Below are 19,899 nucleotides of genomic sequence, written 5' to 3'. Positions count from 1 at the left end.
ACTAGAAACACTAATTAGCGCCGCGGCTCCGCCGCGATCAGGCCAGATCTTCGACAGAGGCAGATTCGTTGCGGGACAGGTTGATTCCGAGGTTGGCAGCAGCGCGCTCCAAGTCCTCGTCATCGCCGTCACGCATTTCGATTGCCGCGCCGTCCGAAGACAGCACCTCAACGTTCAGGCACAGCGACTGCAGCTCCTTGAGCAGCACCTTGAACGACTCCGGAATGCCCGGCTCGGGGATGTTCTCGCCCTTGACGATCGCCTCGTAGACCTTGACCCGGCCGACGGTGTCGTCGGACTTGATGGTCAAGAGCTCCTGCAGCGTGTACGCCGCGCCGTAGGCCTGCATGGCCCAGCACTCCATCTCACCGAACCGCTGACCACCGAACTGCGCCTTACCGCCCAGCGGCTGCTGGGTGATCATCGAGTACGGACCGGTCGAGCGGGCGTGGATCTTGTCGTCGACCAGGTGGTGCAGCTTCAGGATGTACATGTAGCCGACCGTGACCGGGTACGGGAACGGTTCGCCGCTGCGGCCGTCGTAGAGCACGGCCTTGCCGTCACCGTCGACGAGAACCTCGCCGTCGCGGTTGGGCAGCGTCGAGCTCAGCAGACCCTGCAGCTCCTCCTCGCGGGCACCGTCGAACACCGGGGTGGCGGTCTTGGTGTCGGCCGGAGCGCTCAGCATCTGCTCGGGCAGGTTCGCCGCCCACTCCGGTGCGCCGTCGATCTGCCAGCCCGTCTTGGCCACCCACCCGAGGTGGGTTTCCAGGATCTGGCCGATGTTCATCCGTCGCGGCACACCGTGGGTGTTCAGGATGATGTCCACCGGGGTGCCGTCCGGAAGGAACGGCATGTCCTCGACCGGCAGGATCTTTCCGATGACGCCCTTGTTGCCGTGGCGGCCGGCGAGCTTGTCACCGTCGGAGATCTTGCGCTTCTGGGCCACGTAGACGCGGACCAGCTCGTTGACACCGGCGGGCAGCTCGTCGTCGTCCTCGCGGGAGAACACCCGGATGCCGATGACCTTGCCGGACTCGCCGTGCGGCACCTTCAGGGAGGTGTCGCGAACCTCGCGGGCCTTCTCACCGAAGATGGCACGCAGCAGGCGCTCTTCCGGGGTCAGCTCGGTCTCACCCTTCGGGGTGACCTTGCCGACCAGGATGTCGCCGTCGCGGACCTCGGCACCGATGCGGATGATGCCGCGCTCGTCGAGATCGGCCAGCACCTCATCAGAGACGTTCGGGATGTCCCGGGTGATCTCCTCGGCGCCCAGCTTGGTGTCGCGGGCATCGATCTCGTGCTCTTCGATGTGAATCGAGGTGAGCACGTCCTCCTCCACCAGGCGGTTGGAGAGGATGATCGCGTCCTCGTAGTTGTGACCCTCCCACGGCATGATCGCGACGAGCAGGTTCTTGCCCAGCGCCATCTCACCGTTCTCGGTGCACGGCCCGTCGGCCAGCACCTGGCCGGACTCGACCCGCTGACCGGCGTCCACGATCGGACGCTGGTTGGCGCAGGTGCCGTGGTTGGAGCGGGCGAACTTGCGCATCCGGTAGGTGTGCCGGGTGCCGTCGTCAGCCATCACGGTGATGTAGTCGGCCGAAACCTCTTCCACCACACCGGACTTCTCGGTCACCACCACGTCGCCGGCGTCGATAGCCGCACGCAGCTCCATGCCGGTACCCACCAGCGGTGCCTCGCTGCGCACCAGCGGAACCGCCTGGCGCTGCATGTTGGCACCCATCAGGGCACGGTTGGCGTCGTCGTGCTCGAGGAACGGGATCATCGCCGTCGCGACCGACACCATCTGGCGCGGCGAGACGTCCATGAAGTCCACCTCGGTGGCGCTGACGTACTCGACCTCGCCACCCTTACGACGCACCAGGACGCGGTCCTCGAGGAACTTGCCATTGGCGTCGGTCGGCGAGTTGGCCTGCGCCACGACGTGGCGGTCCTCCTCGTCGGCGGTCAGGTAGTGGATCTCGTCGGTGACCACACCGTCGACGACCTTGCGATAGGGCGTCTCGATGAAGCCGAACGGGTTCACCCGCGCGTACACCGACAGCGAGCCGATCAGACCGATGTTCGGACCCTCAGGGGTCTCGATCGGGCACATCCGGCCGTAGTGGCTGGAGTGCACGTCGCGGACCTCCAGGCCGGCACGCTCACGGGACAGACCACCGGGGCCCAGCGCCGACAGGCGGCGCTTGTGGGTCAGGCCCGACAGCGGGTTGTTCTGGTCCATGAACTGCGACAGCTGGCTGGTGCCGAAGAACTCCTTGATCGCCGCCACGACGGGACGGATGTTGATCAGGGTCTGCGGCGTGATCGCCTCGACGTCCTGGGTGGTCATCCGCTCGCGGACGACGCGCTCCATGCGGGACAGGCCGACCCGGATCTGGTTCTGGATCAGCTCACCGACGGTGCGCAGACGACGGTTGCCGAAGTGGTCGATGTCATCAACTTCGACCGGCACCTCGACGCCGCCCGGGGCGGTCATCGACGGCTGACCCTCGTGCAGGCGCACCAGGTACTCGATGGTGGCGACGATGTCCTCTTCGGTCAGCGTCGAGCTGGTGATCGGCTGGCCGGCGTTCAGGCCCAGCTTCTTGTTCACCTTGTAGCGGCCCACCCGGGCCAGGTCGTAGCGCTTGTCCTTGAAGAACAGGTTCTCCAGCAGGGTCTGCGCGGACTCCTTGGTCGGCGGTTCGCCCGGGCGCAGCTTGCGGTAGATGTCCAGCAGCGCCTCGTCGGTGCCGGCGGTGTTGTCCTTCTCCAGCGTCGACATCATGATCTCGGAGAAGCCGAAGCGCTCGCGGATCTGCTCGCTGGTCCAGCCCAGCGCCTTGAGCAGCACGGTGACCGGCTGACGGCGCTTGCGGTCGATACGCACACCGACGGTGTCGCGCTTGTCGACGTCGAACTCGAGCCACGCGCCGCGGCCCGGGATCACCTTGACGCTGTGCAGCGTCTTCTCGGTGGACTTGTCGATGGTCTCGTCGAAGTACACACCCGGCGAGCGGACCAGCTGGCTCACCACGACACGCTCGGTGCCGTTGATGATGAAGGTGCCCTTCTCGGTCATCATCGGGAAGTCACCCATGAAGACCGTCTGGCTCTTGATCTCGCCGGTGTTGTTGTTGATGAACTCGGCCGTGACGAACAGCGGGGCCGCGTACGTCATGTCCTTGTCTTTGCACTCGTCGACCGGAGCCTTGACCTCGTCGAAGCGCGGGTCGGAGAAGCTCAGGGACATCGAGCCGGAGAAGTCCTCGATGGGCGACAGCTCGGCAAGCACCTCTTCGAGGCCGCCAACCGGGCTCGGGTCACCCTCGGCAATCGCCTTCTGACGCCACTCGTCGGCACCGATCAGCCATTTGAAGGAATCGGTTTGGACGTCAAGCAGGCCGGGAACCTCTAGAGGCTCACGCAGCTTGGCGAAGGAAATTCGGGTCGGTGCTCCGGGAACGGAGTTAGAAGTAGTAGTTGATTTGCTCTGGCTAGAGACTGCCAAGATGCATCCTTCCAGCACCTAAAGCGACTACCCGGAGAACCTCCGGTACGCCGCGAGATCTGCGTCGGTTCAGGCTGGCGTCCTCAAGGACCGGGCCTGTCCCCGACGCACGCGGCACGCAAATAGGTCTCTGAGCTGGAATGTCTTGGCTCAGACGTGGACCACGGTGTCAGGTGCGGGTTGAGGTGGGCAGGAGGCAGCCAGCGCAACGTCCAACAATAGCGCAGAACGGCGCATTCCTCAACAATCGCATGCCGGGTTGGCTGGCGCTGGCTGGCGAACTAGCTACCCACGCACACATGCTGGTCAACAGACTGGACCGTTTGTGCCTTTCCGTCAAGGGATAACGCCGTGTTTGGTGTGGAAAACTTCCCCTGCCGCGCTCAGGGCCAGACCGGGTCCGGGTATTGCTGAGTCCGGGTGATCGGCCCCCACACACCGAGCTGGCGGGCCCGCGTGACGAGGCTGTCGTACTGCGCCTCGGTGATCGTCTTGCTCCGGGTCAGGATGTAGCCGGAGAAGCTGGTGGGATCGCTGACGATCACCCACTGGTAGTTGGGTTCGTAGTCCAGGATCCAGTAGTTGCCGGGTTCGGCGCCGCTCGGTGTGCTGCCGAAGAAGCCCACATCAAGCCGGGTGTTGAAGGCCGGGTTCACCGACACCGCGGTGCCGGTGATCTGGGTCGCCGGACCGTTCGGGCCGAAGTAGTTGCCCGAGTTCTGCACCTTCACCGTGCCGTCCGGGTTGAGGGTATAGACGGCGGTGGTGTTGACCAGACCCCACGCGAACGGCAGCTTCACACTGCCCTGCTCGTACCAGGGCTGGCCGTTGGCGTACTCGGTGACGTCCACCGGCGGCGGGGCGGGCAGCGTGGTGGCCCCGGCCGGGCCCAGCACGATGGGCTGGTTCACGCCGGTGTAGGCACCCGAGGGTCCATAGGTGCCGTACAGCGGATCGGTCGGGCCCTTGCCGGCGTAGATGTCGTTGATCCAGCCGGAGGCGAAGGTGCGCACCGCGTCCTTGGCTCCCGGCGGCGACGGCCGGACGATGATCGCGCTGGCGATCTCCCCGAGCCAGGCGAACAGGTTGTTGCCCTGGATGACGTCGGTGTGCGAGCCGTTGTCGATCTGGACGCCGTAGAACTGGTCGCCGTAGAACAGCTGCATCAGTTCGGTGGCCACGCCGAAGGCGTTCCAGCGCTGCGGCGGTGCGGCGATCTGGTAGTCCGGGATGCCGGCGGCCTCCAGCGCGGTCAGCGAGTCGGTGAACAGCGGGTTGCGCGAGACGCCGTCGAACATCACCACGCCGAGGAGGTTGTCGACCTGGTCGGTCTCGGTGATCAGGGCGCCGACGGCGGTGGCGAAGTTACCGCCTGCCGAATGCCCGGTGAGCAGGAACTTCTCCGGCAGCACGCCCTGGAAGCCGGCGGCGTTGGCGCTGACGTTCAGCGCCGAGCGGCTGTCCTGGAACATCGAGGCGACGGCTTCGCGCATCACGGCGCCGCCGAGGTAGCAACCGGGGCACAGCGGGGTGTCGAACCAGAAGATGTTCGGCACCACCACGATGCTGTTGGTCTGCTGCGCCAGGTCCTGGGCCATGTCGGCGTACCAGTCCTTGAAGCCCAGGAAGCCGTGCTGGAGCCAGATGACACCGTTGGCCTGCACGGTGCCGTCGGCCTGGGTCGGGAAATACCAGTCGGCCGGTGCGGCGTACCCGTTCTCCCCCGCGGGGATGTCGAGCACGGACGACCCGGTGCGCACGCCGGTGACACCGTTGCCGACGGTGGCGACAGGCGTGTTGGGGTCCAGCCCGTTGTCGCCGCTGTTGACCGGCGTCGGCAGCTGGAACCCGAAGATTCCGCCGACAGTGTCGATGAGCGCCTTGACGATGTAGTCGCCGAACGACAGCTGGTTGGCCTCGGCGGCGGGCAGACCGATGGCTGCGGTCGGGCCCATGATGATCTGCTGGTTCGACGCGGCGTACAGGCCGTACTGCGGGGCCTCCGGGGTGGCGCCGACATACATGTCGTTGATCCAGCCGTCGGTGAGCGTGTAGACGGCCTCGGTGTTACCGGCCGGCACCGCCTTGGTCACCAGTTGCAGGACGAAGTCGAACAGCGGGTTGACGCCGAGCATGGAGTCGACATGCGAGCCGCCCTGCAGGACGACGCCGATGAACTGGTCGGTGACCGTGGCCGCCAGCACGTTTGTCGTTGCGCCGAACAGGTTCCAGCTCTGCGCCGGGGCGGCGATCTGGTAGACCGGCTTGTTCGCCGCTGCCAGCGCGGCCACCTGGTTGGCGAACGACCCGTCAAGTGAGCCGTTGGAGACGCCGTCGAACATGATCACGCCGATCAAGTCGTTGGGGTCGTACTGGGCGTCGTTGCCGTTGAGGTAGTCATCGGCGACCGCGGTGGCGAAACCGCCGCCCGCGGAGTGCCCGGTGAGCACGAACTTCTCCGGCAGCGCGGTGCCGGTGAACCCGGCAGCTGTGGCGCTGGCCAGCAGGGTGGCCCGGTTGGGGCCGAGCAGCGCTGCGGCGTCCAACTGAGTCAGCTCGCAGGTGAGGCAGCCGCCGGAGAAGGTGATCGGAATGGACGACAGGGTCGGCGAGACCACGATGCTGTTGGTCTGCTTCGCGAGGTTCTGGGCCAGCGCCGAGTAGAACGTGTTGGTTGCGCCGAATCCGTGCTGCAGCCAGATCACGCCCTGGGCGTCGACCGTGCCGTCAGCCTGGGTCGGGAAGTACCAGTCAGCGGCGACGGTCTGGCCGATGAAGGCGCCGGGGAGCTCAAGTCTGGAGTGCCCGATCTGGACGCCGGTGACGCCGTTGGAGCCGTTGGGCAGCAGCACCGAGGAGTTCGCCACGAGTGCTGTGGTCTCGGTGGTGGACGCCGCGGTCTTGGGTGCCACGCCGAGCCCGGAGAGCAGGTTGAGCATCGCGGTGGCCAGCAGGCCCGAGGCGGGAGCGGCGGTGTTGGCGGCGCTGGCGGTCACGGTGCCGGCCGAGGCGATGATCTGATCGATCTGCGCCTGGCGCGCGGCGGCGAGCGCGGCCCGCCGCGACGTCCCGACCGCCACCGACACCGGGACGCTCTGGGGTGCGGTGGCGGCGACGGTGTCCACCGCATCGGCCGTCGACTCTGCGCTGCCGACGCTCGCGGCGGGGGCGGCGGTCTGGTCGGCGTCCGCCTCGGTGGCGGTCTTGGTGGTCGACGGCGTCGTCACCTTCGTGGTCTGGGCGTCGACGGACGACTTCGACGATTTGCGGTCCGCGGTCGACGATGTCTTGGACCCCGTCGCCGCCTTCGATGCGCGCTTGCTGCCGCCGGTGGACTTGCCACTCGAGGACGAGGAACCGCTGGACGCCTGCTGGTTACCCGAGCCGTCGTCGGTGCCGTCGGCGTGCGCCGCTCCGGAACCGGCCAGCAGCGCCGCACCCAATCCGACGACCACTGCACTCGTGCCCAACAAGACGCGCCGTTCAGCCATCCGCCCCAGCCTCTCTATTGACGTTTTCGAAAACGTACTCATGTCAAGGGCATTCGGTACACAAAACGCGTTGTCCGCTACGGACACGTCATAAGTTCGTCAGACCGCGGCGTAGGCCGGCTGCGTCGGCAGCACGATCCCGGCGGCCTGACCGAAGATGACCGCCTGGCCCGCCGCACCGTAGTAGCCGTACTGCGGATCACTCGGTCCGGCGCCGGCGTAGAAGTCGTTGATCCATCCGTTGGCCAGGGTGTAGACGGCCGCGGTGTTGCCCGGCTGCGACCATCCGCTGACCAGTTGCACGAGGGCGTCGTACAACGGGTGGGAGCCCACCATCGAGTCGAAGTGGACCCCGTTGACGATCTGAAAGCCGACGAATTCGCCGGGACGGTCGGCGATCAGCTCGTTGGCGGCCTGGTTGTTGTTGTTCCACATCGACGGCGGCGAGGAGATCTCGTACACCGGCTTGCCGTGCAGCGATTCCAAGGCGTTGCGGAACCCGTCCGGGTTGGGAGCCACACCGTCGAACATCACCACACCCAGCAGTTCGTCGGTGGCGCCCGGCGCCAGATGCTCCTCGTAATCCTGGGCGGACAGAACCGCCACTTCGCCGCCGTGCGAGTGCCCGCTCAGGACGAACGGTTCGGGCAGGGTCCCGGTGTAGCCCGCCTGGTTGGCGCTGATGTTCAGCGCGGCCCGGTCACCGAGGAACAGCTGTGCCACGCCTTCCTGGGTGGGGGTGTCCCCGAACAGGCAGGACGTGCAGAACGGAAGCCGGAACGCCACGAGCGTGGGAACCACCACGATGCTGTTGGTCTGCTGGGCCAGTGACATCGCCAGCGACGAGTACAGACCACCGAAAAGCGGACCACCGTGCTGGAAATAGATGAGCCCGCTGGCGTTGATGCTGCCGTCGGCCGACGTGGGGAAGTACCAGTCCACCGGGGCGGTGCAGGAACTCGTGCCGACCGGGATGGTCAAGGTCGAGTGGCCGGTCTTCACCCCGGTGACCCCGTTGGGCAGCGGGGTGGACGCCAGCGCCGTCACCGTGTCGGTGCTGGCCACCGGCGTCGCCGTGGGGACCGATCCACCGAAGATCAGGGGCAGGACGACGGCGGTCCAGGCTCGCATCAGCTGTTCCAGGGGACCCAGCGAATTGGCGATCGGGGTGGGCAGCACCACCGCGGCGGTGTCACCCATGATGATCGGCTGGCCCGCGTCCCCGTACAGGCCGTAGATCGGGGCGTCGGGGCCGGCCCCGGCGTAGAAGTCGTTGATCCAGCCGGTGCTCAGGGTGTAGGTCGCCTGGGTGTTGCCCGGGGCCGACCACTGTGTCACGAGCTGGGCGGAGACGTCGATCAGCGGGTTGGACCCGAGCATCGAGTCGACATGCGAGCCGTTGACGAGCACGGCGCCGACGAACTGGTCGGGGCGCAATGCCACCAGTTCGTCGGTGGTCACGCCGAAGGCATTCCAGGTCTGGGCCGGTGCGGCGATCTGATAGACGGGTATGTCGCGGGTATCGAGGCTGGTGATCGCCTGCGGCAGCGTGCCGTTCATGTTCACGCCGTCGTACATGACCACGCCGAGAAGATGGTTGGTCTCGTTCGGTTGCAGGCTGTCGATGTAGTAGCCGCCCACCGACACCGACCAGCCGCCGCCCGCGGAATGCCCGGCCAGCACGAAGTCCTCGGGCAGGGCGCCGTTGTACCCGGCGGCGTTGGCCGAGATGGTGAGTGCCGCCCGGTCACCGGTGAACATGCTGGCCGCCCCCTGTTGCAGCGGGACGCCGTAGAGCGTGCAGCCCGGGCAGCGCAGCGACGGGAACGACGGCAGCGTCGGCGCGACGACGATGCTGTTGGTCTGCTGCGCCAAGGTGGTGGCCAGCGCCGAGTAGAACATCTTGTCGGCCAGGAAGCCGTGCTGGAGCCAGATGACGCCGTTGGCCTGCACGCTGCCGTCGGCCTGGGTCGGCAGATACCAGTCCGCCGGGGCGTCATAGGACGTCGACCCGGCCGGGATGCTCAGCGTCGAGTGACCCACTTTGACGCCGGTGACCCCGTTGGTGGCGGGCGGGGCGGTGACGGCGGCGAGGCTGCGGTTGCTGTTATCGACGGTCTGTGCGGTGGCCGGGCTGGCGGTCGAGGTTGTCCGGGCGGGTGCGCCGAGCAGGGCGGCGCGGGCGCTTCGGCCGGTGGACGTGGCGGCGGAAGCAGTGGTGGCGGTGGGTACGGCTGCCTCGGTGGCGTCGACGCGCGCGCCCGAGACCACCGCAGCCGGTGCCGCACGGCGCTTACCCGCGGTCGCCGTCGAGGTGGCGTTCGACGAGGGTGACGCCGCCGGCTGCGACGACGAGCTATCGGCGTGACGGCCGCTGCCGCCGGTGCCGTCGCTGTCCGCCGAAGCGGCGCCCGCGCCGGCCAGCAGTGCCGCACCGAGCCCGAGGAAGACTGTTGCAGTCCCCCACCAGACCCGTCGGTTTACGCGCACCCGGCCGCCCCTCCCTCGGTCCGGCACACCGTATCGAAGGGGGCGGGTGGCCGACGCCGATTTAGCTGAATTGTGTCTGCGGCGCGGATTCAGGCGCGGGCCACCGCGACCGGCACTCCGGTCAGCCGCGCCATCCCGGCCAGCGGCTCGAGGTCCTCCGGCGCGCTCGACATCAAGTGATTGACGTTGGCACCGCCGGCGTTGTTGGCGGTGCTCCAGCCGCCGGTGCCACTGTGCCCCCAGCCGTGCGGGATGGCGATGACACCGGCGACGAGATCTTTGGTGACGATGACGGGCAGTTCGATCTCGCCGTACGGGGACCGCACCCGGATCCGGTCGCCGTCGCTGAGCTTCAGGTCAGCGGCATCGTCGACGTGCATCAGGGCGCTCTGCACCCGCTCGCCGCGCATCAGCAACGGAACGTTGTGCATCCACGAGTTCTCCGAGCGCAGTTCGCGCATGCCAATCAGCCGCAGCGGGTAGCCGTCCGGGTCGCTGCGGTGCCGCAGCGCCCGGATCTCGGCGGCGATGCCGTCGTGCACCAGCCGCATCCTGGCGCCGCGGTAGACCACCACCCGCGAAAGGACTCCGGCCGTGAGGTTCGGCGCGAGCACGACGCCGTGCGGGTTGTCCCGGGCCAGCCTGCGGAAGGTCAGACCACCGCGGTTCAGGCCGAACCGGTCCCCACCGGCCCCGAGCCGGATCACGGCGTCGGCCACCAGCCGCGGAGTCAGGCGTAAACCGAAGAGGCCCAGAGCTTTTCGAGTGACCTCGAGGGCGCGCAGCGCGACGGTGCGGTCGGCCAGCCGGCGGCTCAGTTCGTCGATGATCGCCCACTCCGGGCGAGCGTCGCCGGCGGGTGCCACGACGGCCTCGGTGGCTTGGCGGAACGGCGTGGGCTGCAGGATCTGGAACGGCAGCGGGAAATCGTCGCGTTCGTACATCGTGGTGGCCGGGAGCACGTAGTCACACTGTGCGGCGGTTTCGCTGACGTACAGGTCGATCGCGACGGACAGTTCGAGGCCGCGCATCGCGGCGACGAGCTCCTCACCGTTGGGCACGGACAGCACCGGATTGCCGGCGCTGACGAACAGTGCCCGCACCTGACCGGGCCCGGGTGTGGCGATCTCCTTGGCCATGATGCCGGCCGGCTCGGAGAGCAGCACCGACGGGAATCCGCCGATCCGGGAGCGCTTACGGCGATACAACAGTCGCAGCGCGCCGGCCGCGCCCTTCATCAGCCAGCGTTCTCCGGGCATGCCGAACGTGCCGAACATCGACCCGCCCGGCCGGTCGAGGTTGCCCGCGACCAGGTTGACGGCGTCGAGAAGGTAGGTGGTCAAGGTGCCGTGCCGGCCGACGCTGGTGCCCAGGCGGCCGTACACCGCTGCGCGCGGGGTGGCGACGAGATCGCGGGCCAGCGCCCGGACGGTGTCCGGGGCGATGCCGGTGTACGGCTCGGTGGCCTCGGGGGTGAACGGGGCAGCCAGCCGCTCGAGCCAGTCCAGCCCGTCGGCCTGTGCGTCGATCGCGGCGCGGTCAGAGAGGTTCTCGGCAAGCATCACCTGCAGCAGCGACAGCAGCAGGTAGGCGTCCCCGTCCGGCACGATCCCCAGCCACTCGAACTGGGACGCGGTCTCGGTCTTGCGGGGGTCGATGACCAGGACGCGGCCACCGCGTTTGACGATGTCGTGCATCTTGTCGCGGATCCGCGGCGCGGTGACGGCGCTGCCATGCGACACGATCGGGTTGGCGCCGATAACGACGAGGAAGTCGGTGCGCAGCACGTCGGGCACCGGGATTGCCAGCGGGGAGCCGTAGAGCAGCTGGCTGGCGACGAACCGGTTGTTGATGTCCTGGGAGCCGGCGGTGAACAAGTGCGACTTCAACCCCAAGCCGAGCAGCAGGACGTTGAGCCACAGCTGGTGGGAGTAGCTGAACGCACCGGGGTTGCCGAAGTACCAGCCGAGCGCACCGGCGCCGTGCCGGCGGTGGATGTCGGCAAGCCGGGCGGCGATATCGGACATCGCCGCATCCCAGCTGACCGGTTCGAACGCGCCGTCCCGACGTTTGCGCAGTGGGGTGGTCACCCGGTCCGGGTCGTTGTGCAGCTCGGCGAACGCGATGCCCTTCGGGCAGGCGAAACCCTGCGAGACCGGGTGGTCTTTGTCAGGGCGCAGCGCAACCAGCTTGCCGTCTTCGACGGTCGCGACCATGCCGCACAGCGGCTCGCAGATGCGGCAGAACGTCAGCGTGTGCTGGGTGCCGGTCATCCTCCCGCTGTTCTACGCGCTGGGGTTCAGCTGGTGCTGTCCTCGGCGTGCGAGGCGTGGGCCGGCTCGCCCGCGAAGGTGTGGGTCGGCAGCTTGTGGGTGCCTTCCAGGTCGTCGAGGATCGCCTGCTGAGCGGCCGGCGGCAGCGTGTGCAGGATCTGACGCACCCGGGCCTGACGACGGATCACAGCCTGGCGCTCGGGCAGACCAGGGGTGGCCTGGATCTGCGGCGGCACGCCTTCGATCTCTTCGACGCCGCCGTCGTGGTGGCCGGCGTCGGCCAACGCCTGCTCCTCGGCCATCGTCGACTCGTCCTTCTCTTCCGACATACCGATCGGGCCGATACGGCGGCCGTTGAGGAACTGCTTGACGACGGGCTCGTCACTGGTCAGCAGCACCTCGCGGGGACCGAACATGACCAGGTGCTTGCGGAAAAGCATGCCCATGTTGTCGGGCACCGTGCGGGCGATGTTGATGTTGTGGGTCACGATCAGGATCGTGGCGTCGATCTGGGCATTGATGTCGATGAGCAGCTGGCTCAGGTAGGCGGTACGCACCGGGTCCAGACCGGAGTCCGGCTCGTCGCAGAGGATGATCTGCGGGTCGAGCACCAGCGAGCGGGCCAGACCGGCACGCTTCTTCATACCGCCGGAGATCTCGCCGGGGAACTTGTTCTCGTCACCGCCGAGGCCGACCATGTCGAGCTTCTCCATGACGATCTGGCGGATCTCGCTTTCCTTCTTCTTCGTGTGCTCACGAAGGGGGAAGGCGGTGTTGTCGAAAATGTTCATCGAGCCGAACAGCGCGCCGTCCTGGAACATGACGCCGAACAGCGTGCGGATCTCGTAGAGCTCCTTGGCCGAGCACTGGATGATGTCCGTGCCGTCGACGATGATCTTGCCGCGCTCGGGGCGCAGCAGACCGATCAGCGACTTCAGGAACACCGACTTACCGGTACCGGACGGACCGAGCAGCACGCTGACCTCACCCGCGGGGATATCAAGCGTTACGTCCTCCCAGATTCGCTGAGATCCGAACGACTTGGTCAATCCCTCGACCTGAATAGCAATGCCCACGCGAGATCCTTCCGCCCACACCGGTGTACCACTGGCTCGACGGCCTGTGGTTTGAGTCACTGTAGCGCACCAGGTTAGCGCCCACTCAGTTTGTGTACCTACCCGTGATCGAGCTGTGCACATTGCGCCCGATGCAACTAAATCCCCCGCGGGCACAGTGGCCCGCGGGGGATTCGTGAAGGCAGAAACTACTTGACGGTGACCGTGGCGCCGGCGGCCTCGAGCTTGGCCTTGGCGTCCTCGGCGGCCTCCTTGGCGACCTTCTCCAGCAGCGGCTTGGGAGCGCCGTCGACCAGATCCTTGGCTTCCTTCAGGCCCAGGCCGGAGACGATCTCGCGGACGACCTTGATGACGCCGATCTTCTTGTCGCCGGCACCCTCGAGGATGACGTCGAATTCCGACTGCTCCTCGGCGGCCTCGGCCGGAGCGCCGGCAGCGGCACCCGGGGCGGCGGCAACGGCGACCGGAGCAGCGGCGGTGACGTCGAAGGTCTCCTCGAAGGCCTTCACGAACTCAGAGAGCTCGAGCAGGGTCAGTTCCTTGAACGCGTCGAGCAGTTCTTCGGTGGACAGCTTTGCCATGGTGGTTCCTTTTCTTTATGGGTTGGTGGTGGTTGATCAGGCGGCGGGTTCTGCCGAACCCTCTGCGGCCTTCTTCTCCTGAAGAGCCGCAGCAAGGCGCGCGACCTGGGACGCGGGCGCTGCGAACAGCGCTGCGGCCTGGGCCTGCTTTGCCTTCAGAGCGCCGGCGACGCGCGCCAGCAGGACCTCGCGGGACTCGAGGTCGGCGATCTTCTCGACCTCGGCCAGAGTCAGCGGGCGGCCGTCCATGTAGCCGCCCTTGATGACGAGGGCCTTGTTGTCCTTGGCGAACTTCTTGATCGCCTTGGCAGCGTCCACGGGCTCGCCGTTGACGAACGCGATAGCGGTCGGACCGGCGAACAGTTCGTCGATGCCCTCGATGCCGGCTTCAGCCGCGGCACGCTTGACCAGCGTGTTCTTGGCGACCGTATAGGTGGCGTTACCGGCCAGCGAGCGACGGAGCTCGGCCAGGCTGGCCACGCTCAGACCGCGATACTCGGTGACAACGGTGGCCGTTGAGGCCTTGAACTGTTCGGCAATGTCGGCAACCGCGGTGGCTTTGTCAGCCTTGGCCATACATGCCTCCTTGTGGTGGTTACACCGCCGGAGGGCCTTGAACAGACGAACGCCCCGGCGCAGATGGGCCGGGGCGCAGAAAAACCGCAGGTAAACAACGGTCAAGCCTCGTCCTCCTGCGTGGGCCGCCTGGATGTCCAGGACCTTCAACCGATTGCTCGGTGACCGACGGTCTTCGGTGGAACGGGTCAAGAATAGCCTGATCCCCCACGATCAGCCAAAACGCCCCAGGAGGGCTCGCGGGGTTACCCCTCCCGCAGCAGCGCGGCCGCGCCGACCAAACCCGCGTCACCACCGAGCGCGGCCGGCACCACCTGCAGCCCGGCGATGAAGTCCAGCCGGGCATAGGTGTGCAGTGCGGCGGTCAGCGGTTCGAAGAGCACCGGCCCGGCCTTGGCCACTCCCCCGCCGATCACCACCAGGTCCAGATCGCAGGTCGCCCCGACGGACGCGATCATCGCCGCGATCGCCGTCGCACCCCGCCGGAACGCCCGCAGCGCAATCGCGTCCCCGCCGGCGGCGGCCTCGGCAAGCTCCTTGGCGTCGGCACCGGCCCAGCCCTGGTCCTGCGCCCAGGCCGCCAGATGCGGCCCGCTGGCGATCGCCTCGACACAGCCCCGCGCGCCGCAGCTGCAGGGCGGGCCCTGGGGGTCGACGATGACGTGCCCGACGTGGCCCGCGTTGCCTGTCCGGCCGTCATACGGAGCCCCGTCGAGGACCAGTCCGCCGCCGATGCCGGTGGAGACGACCATGCCGAGCATGAATTCTGCGTCCTGCCCGGCGCCGCGCCAATGCTCGCCGAGCGCCATGCACACCCCGTCACCGGCCAGGCGTACCGGAACCCCTGGGACCGCGGCGGAAACCCGGTCGCGGACCGGGAAGCCGCGCCAGGCCGGGATGTTGATCGGGCTGATGGTTCCGTCCGGGAGGTGAATCGGGCCGGCCGACGAGATCCCGACCCCGGCCACCGATCCGCCCGCCTGGTGCAGCGTCGCGGTGATCGTGCGCTGCGCGGCCCGCCACACCACGTCGGCGTCCGTGGAGTGCGGCGTGGGTTCGCGGGTCTGGAAAGTCAGCTGCCCGTCGGAGTCGACCAGGCCCGCGGCGATCTTGGTGCCGCCGATGTCGAGAACCAGAGTGTCGGCCATCAGTGTTTGTGGGTGTTGTCGGGTTGACGAGGGTCGCCAGGATGTTCGTAGCCGGGTGCCAGCCAGACCAGTTCGGCGGTGCGCGAGGCCAGCCACAGCCGGAAGGCGCGGCGGCGGGCTGCTGCACGCAGGTGCGCGGCGAGGTCGTCGCGGCTCGGGAACCGGCCAGGGTTTCGGCGTTCGTAGTCGGTGACATCGGTGTCGGTGACGTCGACGTGCGCGGTGACATGAACGAACACCGCCCGCCCCAGGGGCTCGGCCAGTGCGGCGGCGGTGATGCTGCCGATCTCCAGTCGCGCCGTGAGATCCGGCAGCAGGCTGTCCTCGGTCGGGGTGACGCGGTCGACAGCCACGCCCAGCCTCTGGGCCTCGCGCGCGATGACGCGCTCGGTCACCAGCAACTGGGTGAGCCAGCGGCGCAACTGCCGGCCCTCGCTGGTGCCGGGGCGCGGTAGCGCGGCGACCTGGGGCGCGCCGCGCAGGGTCGCTTCGCGGGCATCGATATCCCTGACGTCGACTGGCTCGCCCGCGACGGTGGCTGCCACGGTCATCGGACCGTCACCCCCACCGCCGGTGTGTAGAGCAGCCGTCCGGCGCAGCCGATCCGGACCAACGCCCACCAGTGGCCGGGCTGCTGGCCCGGCGGCGGCGCCACGTCGAACTCGATCTCGAGAGTCGATCCGGCACGCAGCACGGCCCCGCGCACCGCGGGACCGATCCACTCCCAGGTTCCCCACGGACTGATCAGATGGGCCTCCAGAGCAAGGTCGCCGCGTGCGAGGGACTCGACTGCGACGGCCAACCTGGCGCGCTGCCCGGGAGCGACGATCACGTCCGCGGGTTCGGCGGCCAGTCGCAGGAGTTCCCCACCGGGTTGTCCCCCGACCGTCACCACGCAGACGTCCTCGACGGTTTGCCGCCACGCGGACGGCACCCTGCCGCGCACCGTCAATTGGGCGCGCACCGGGTAGTCGCCCGGCTTGGCGCCGGCGGGTACGACCACAACCACGTCGAAGGCGTCATGTCCGCGCGGCGGCAGCTCGAATGTGAACTCCGCAGATTCGGCCTTCCATCCTCGCGGAAGCCGAAGCCGCACAGACCCTTTCACCGTCTTGTCGCTGCAGTCGCTGGCCACGGTGAGACGCAGGCGGATCGTCTCGCCGGCCTCCGCGACCACCGTCTCGGGGTGCAGATGCGCGACGGCCGGCAGGCCGCCCAACGGCGCCGGGCCCCGGTTGTGCAGCCAGTAGCGGGCGTAGAGCGGCTGGGCTTCTTCGGCTTCTGTTGCCAGAGTCGCGCCATCGTCGTCCAAGACGGGCCGGACGTCCAGACGCGCACGCAGAGTGGCGATCTGGTAGCCGTGCAAGTTCAGATCCGCCCCGTCGCGACGCTCCTCGAGCAAATCGGCGGCCGCTATCCCCGAGACGGAGCCGACGTCGGATGTCATCTCGACATCGGCGGTCCTGCCTCGCGTTTCGACCAGCCGAACCGTCACGTCAGCGGGGTCGACGGTGGCCGCACTGCCGACGGCGGTCGGGTTGCCCGCCGGTTTGAGCGCGGCGAGGTGTGCCGCTCCGGCAGGTTTCACGCGCAGCAGCGAGCCGTCCGGGGGCAGCACACCGGTGGCGTGCTCGGCCGACACCACCACCAGCGGGTGGTTGAACTCGGCGCTGCGCGAAGGCACGTCGCTGGACCGCCAGTCACCACCTCCGGACACCAACGCGAAGTCGAAGTCATGGGTCCAGTGCTGCAGCTGGAAGTTCGAGCCGTCCGGTGCTGTGCGCCGAGGCGGATCGATCCACACGCCCGAGGGCCATCCCGTGCAGGACCGCATCAGCGAGGTGTGCAAGGTGTGGTCAGGTTCGACCGCGAACCCCGGCACCCCGCGATTGATCAACGCGACGGTGCGCGCCGCGAAGTCGCCCATCCCGCCGGGAACATCCTGGCTGACAGTGATCTCCGCATCATCGAGATCGTCGACCAGGGCCGCGACGGCGTCGGCGAGCCCGCCTGCCCAATGCCCGGCCACGATCAGCACCGGAAGCGCCAGCACATCGCGCAGGTCGGCGTCAGGTTGCCAGACCTGATCCAGCGGAACGGACGCGGGAACGAACACCCTGGCCTGCCCGCCCGCGGCCAGTTGCCGATGCATCTCGGCGGTGTAGGCGTGGTCGGCGGCCGCGAGAACTGCTGCGGTGAATGCGTTCTCGTCGGGTCCGCCGAGCGCGATCCGGGTATCGGGCAGGTTGGAATCGACCTCGAGGTGTCCGTAGCGGGGACGTGGCGCGCTGCTGCAGGTGGCGGTCACCCCGGCCCGCACCAGGGCGACCATGAGGTCACGTGCCACGTCGGCCGCAGAGGTTTCCGAGGGGGCGACCACTTCGGCGACCGATACCGCCTGGGTGTGGGCACCCACCCGCACGCGCACTGCCGAGGACAAGCCGAACCAGCCGTGGGCCGGGTTGTCCAGCGTCCACGGGTGCTCCGCGGTGTCCGCGGCGCGGTCCTCACCGGAGGCGTGGTCATGCAGCAGCCCGAAGCCGCGGCCGATCACCGCGTCACCGACTTCACTGACCGGCAGCGCACCGGGTACCGGGCAGGGCCATCTCAGCCGTACCAGCTTGTCGGCTCCGGTGAACTCCTCGATCGTGGTGCGGCAGTCCACCCGGTCGATGCCGTACCACAGGGTCAGCACCTGGCGGTAGCGCAGTTCGTCTCCGACGCTGCCGCGCAGCACAATTCGCTCACCAAGCGAGCTGCGATAGGCCTGCACCGAATCGGCTGTAAATGCCGACGAGCAGACGACCGGACCTTTGGGCAGCAGATGCCAGGGCCCCTCACCAGCCTGCGGATGCGCCGGATACTCGTCGTAGACGGCCAGCTCATTACCCACTCGCCCGGGTGCGATGAGTTCGGTCCCCGAGCCCACGTCGTACAGCGAGGACACCCCACCGCCCCGGGTGGGGTCCACCGCTAGGCGATGGTGCTCGTTGGCGATCTCATGGCCGGCCACCGGCTCCCACGACGAGGACACCGCGCTTTCCCGCAGGTGATAGGTGCGCCAGCCCACCGACCCGACGCCGGTGGCCCGCCAGCTCACCTCGTGCCCGTCGTCGGAGACCACGGCGGGCGAGGGCACACCGTCGGAGTCCGTCACCGTCACACCACCGCTCACCGGCTGGTCCAGCCGCACCGAGACGATGTCGGTACGGTTGTGCGCCAACGGGTTCCACACCACCAGTGAACCGTCCGACGGTGCCGCCGCACGCGACAACAGTGCCAGCGCACCGGAACGAGCTGCCCGTCCGATCTCCCAGGCATCACGCCAGCCCGTCAACAGGTCGAGGTACACCTGATCGGATTCCGACCCGGTGATCGCGTCATGGTGCGCACCGTAGGCCAACTGCACCCACGCCTTGGCCAGCGCAGCCTCCGGGTAGCGGGCCCCGGTCAGCAACGCGGCGAACACCGCGAACCGTTCCGCCCCCAGCACCGCGTCCTCCGCGGCGCGGTTGGCCTGCTTGGTGTCGATGTAGGAGACGTCCTTGCCCGTATAGATCGGGTTCATGTCCCGGGTCTGCGGCGAGGGCGCGATCCCGCGCGCCGCGGTTTCGGCCCGCACGGCCGCGAAGAACTCGCTGGGTACCGCACAGATGAATCGCGGCCAGGTGTAGCGGGCATTCCAGTCGCGGTGGATCTCGGTGACCCAGGCATTGGGCGGGGTGTAGTCGGTGCCGACCGGAAGTAACACGTTGCGCGTCAATGCCACTGACTTCAATCCGGCGAACAGTTCGTAGGTGGCTCGTTCGGCTTCCTCCAGCGTCGCCGAAGAATCCATCCACCACCCGGCGGAGTAGTGGGCGGGCATGTAGTGGGTCAGCAGGCCCAGCCCGGACGGTGCGATCCACTCGAATTCGCTGCTGAACTGCATGCGCCGCGGATCGCCGTCCCCGGCCATCGGGCCCCACTGGTGGTGCGGGCCGCGGGCCCACGAACTCGACGTCAGGCCGGCGTCGGCTGCCATCCCTGGAAACTGCGGGTCGTGCCCGAACACGTCGAGCTGCCACGCGGTCGCGGGGTGAGCCCCCAGCACGTCGCGCTGAAAACCGATGCCGTGCACAAAGTTCCGGATCGATGTCTCGGCGCCGGTCAGGTTCGTGTTCGGTTCGTTGTAGGTGCCGCCCATCACCTCGACGCGGCCCTCGGCGACGAACCGGCGCAGATCAGCCCGGTCTTCGGGGTGGGTGTCGAAATAAGGTTTGAGGTAGTCGACCTCGGCGAGCACGAACTTGTAGTCGGGATCGCGCCGTGCCATCTCCAGATGTGCGGCGACCAAGGCGAATCCGTTGTTCTGCTTGGCGCGGCCGGGCGGGTCCTCGTGCCACACGCTGGTGTAGGCGGCCTGGGTGTTCCACCACACCGGGTCGTAGTGGAAGTGGCTGATCATGTACATCGTCCAGCCCGGCTCGGCCACCACGAACTCGAAGGCGACCTCACCGGCCCGCGCCGCTCGCCGCTCCCCCACCACCGGGTTCTCGACGGTGACGTGCACCTCGATGAACCCGTCACCGGCCACCGCGGTGGCCTGCCCGGTCAGGCCGGCCCCGTCGACCTCGACCAGCTCGGCACCCGTGGCACCCTCATAGCCGACCCGTACCACCTGTAGCGGCGCATCGGGAGGCCCGACGAACAGCTCCGTCGATTCCGCGGAGGTCACACGCACGCGGCCAATCTACGGTGCCAACGG

The 19,899-nt window shown here is 68.0% G+C and carries 10 protein-coding genes; all 10 read right to left on the bottom strand.

What is annotated here, in order from left to right; genetic code table 11:
• Positions 1 to 37: 37 nt before the first annotated feature.
• Complete coding sequence (gene rpoB, locus BN3385_RS07225) at positions 38 to 3,535, bottom strand: DNA-directed RNA polymerase subunit beta (RefSeq protein ID WP_059015880.1); 3,498 nt, start codon at positions 3,533 to 3,535, stop codon at positions 38 to 40.
• Positions 3,536 to 3,900: 365 nt separating this feature from the next.
• The gene (locus BN3385_RS07220) at positions 3,901 to 7,008 is read right to left on the bottom strand and encodes a lipocalin family protein (protein WP_059015879.1); all 3,108 of its coding nucleotides are present in this window, start codon (positions 7,006 to 7,008) and stop codon (positions 3,901 to 3,903) included.
• Positions 7,009 to 7,107: 99 nt separating this feature from the next.
• Complete coding sequence (locus BN3385_RS07215; RefSeq protein WP_059015878.1) at positions 7,108 to 9,498, bottom strand: hypothetical protein; 2,391 nt, start codon at positions 9,496 to 9,498, stop codon at positions 7,108 to 7,110.
• A gap of 89 nt (positions 9,499 to 9,587) precedes the next feature.
• Positions 9,588 to 11,771 carry a molybdopterin-dependent oxidoreductase gene (locus BN3385_RS07210; protein ID WP_059015877.1) on the bottom strand — a complete coding sequence of 728 codons (2,184 nt, stop codon included), beginning with the start codon at positions 11,769 to 11,771 and terminating at the stop codon, positions 9,588 to 9,590.
• A 26-nt stretch (positions 11,772 to 11,797) separates the two neighbouring features.
• Positions 11,798 to 12,847, bottom strand: a complete 1,050-nt coding sequence (locus BN3385_RS07205; protein ID WP_059015876.1) for an ABC transporter ATP-binding protein — start codon at positions 12,845 to 12,847, stop codon at positions 11,798 to 11,800.
• 188 nt (positions 12,848 to 13,035) lie between these two features.
• Positions 13,036 to 13,428 carry a 50S ribosomal protein L7/L12 gene (gene rplL, locus BN3385_RS07200; protein ID WP_059015875.1) on the bottom strand — a complete coding sequence of 131 codons (393 nt, stop codon included), beginning with the start codon at positions 13,426 to 13,428 and terminating at the stop codon, positions 13,036 to 13,038.
• Positions 13,429 to 13,464: 36 nt separating this feature from the next.
• Positions 13,465 to 14,004 (bottom strand): 50S ribosomal protein L10, encoded by a 540-nt coding sequence (gene rplJ / locus BN3385_RS07195; protein ID WP_059015874.1) that lies wholly within the window; start codon positions 14,002 to 14,004, stop codon positions 13,465 to 13,467.
• Positions 14,005 to 14,249: 245 nt separating this feature from the next.
• The gene (locus BN3385_RS07190) at positions 14,250 to 15,152 is read right to left on the bottom strand and encodes an ROK family protein (RefSeq protein ID WP_059015873.1); all 903 of its coding nucleotides are present in this window, start codon (positions 15,150 to 15,152) and stop codon (positions 14,250 to 14,252) included.
• Positions 15,152 to 15,703 carry a DUF7158 domain-containing protein gene (locus BN3385_RS07185; protein ID WP_059015872.1) on the bottom strand — a complete coding sequence of 184 codons (552 nt, stop codon included), beginning with the start codon at positions 15,701 to 15,703 and terminating at the stop codon, positions 15,152 to 15,154. The genes BN3385_RS07190 and BN3385_RS07185 overlap by 1 nt, the downstream gene beginning before the upstream one ends.
• Positions 15,700 to 19,875: a glycoside hydrolase family 38 N-terminal domain-containing protein gene (locus BN3385_RS07180; protein WP_059015871.1), complete on the bottom strand. Its 4,176-nt coding sequence runs from the start codon at positions 19,873 to 19,875 to the stop codon at positions 15,700 to 15,702. The genes BN3385_RS07185 and BN3385_RS07180 overlap by 4 nt, the downstream gene beginning before the upstream one ends.
• Between the last annotated feature and the right edge of the window lie 24 nt (positions 19,876 to 19,899).

It is taken from the genome of Mycobacterium sp. M26, from assembly GCF_001494595.1.
Classification (GTDB): Bacteria; Actinomycetota; Actinomycetes; order Mycobacteriales; family Mycobacteriaceae; genus Mycobacterium.
Note: the sequence above shows the minus strand (reverse complement) of the source record. Positions and strands in the feature narration are given on the sequence as shown.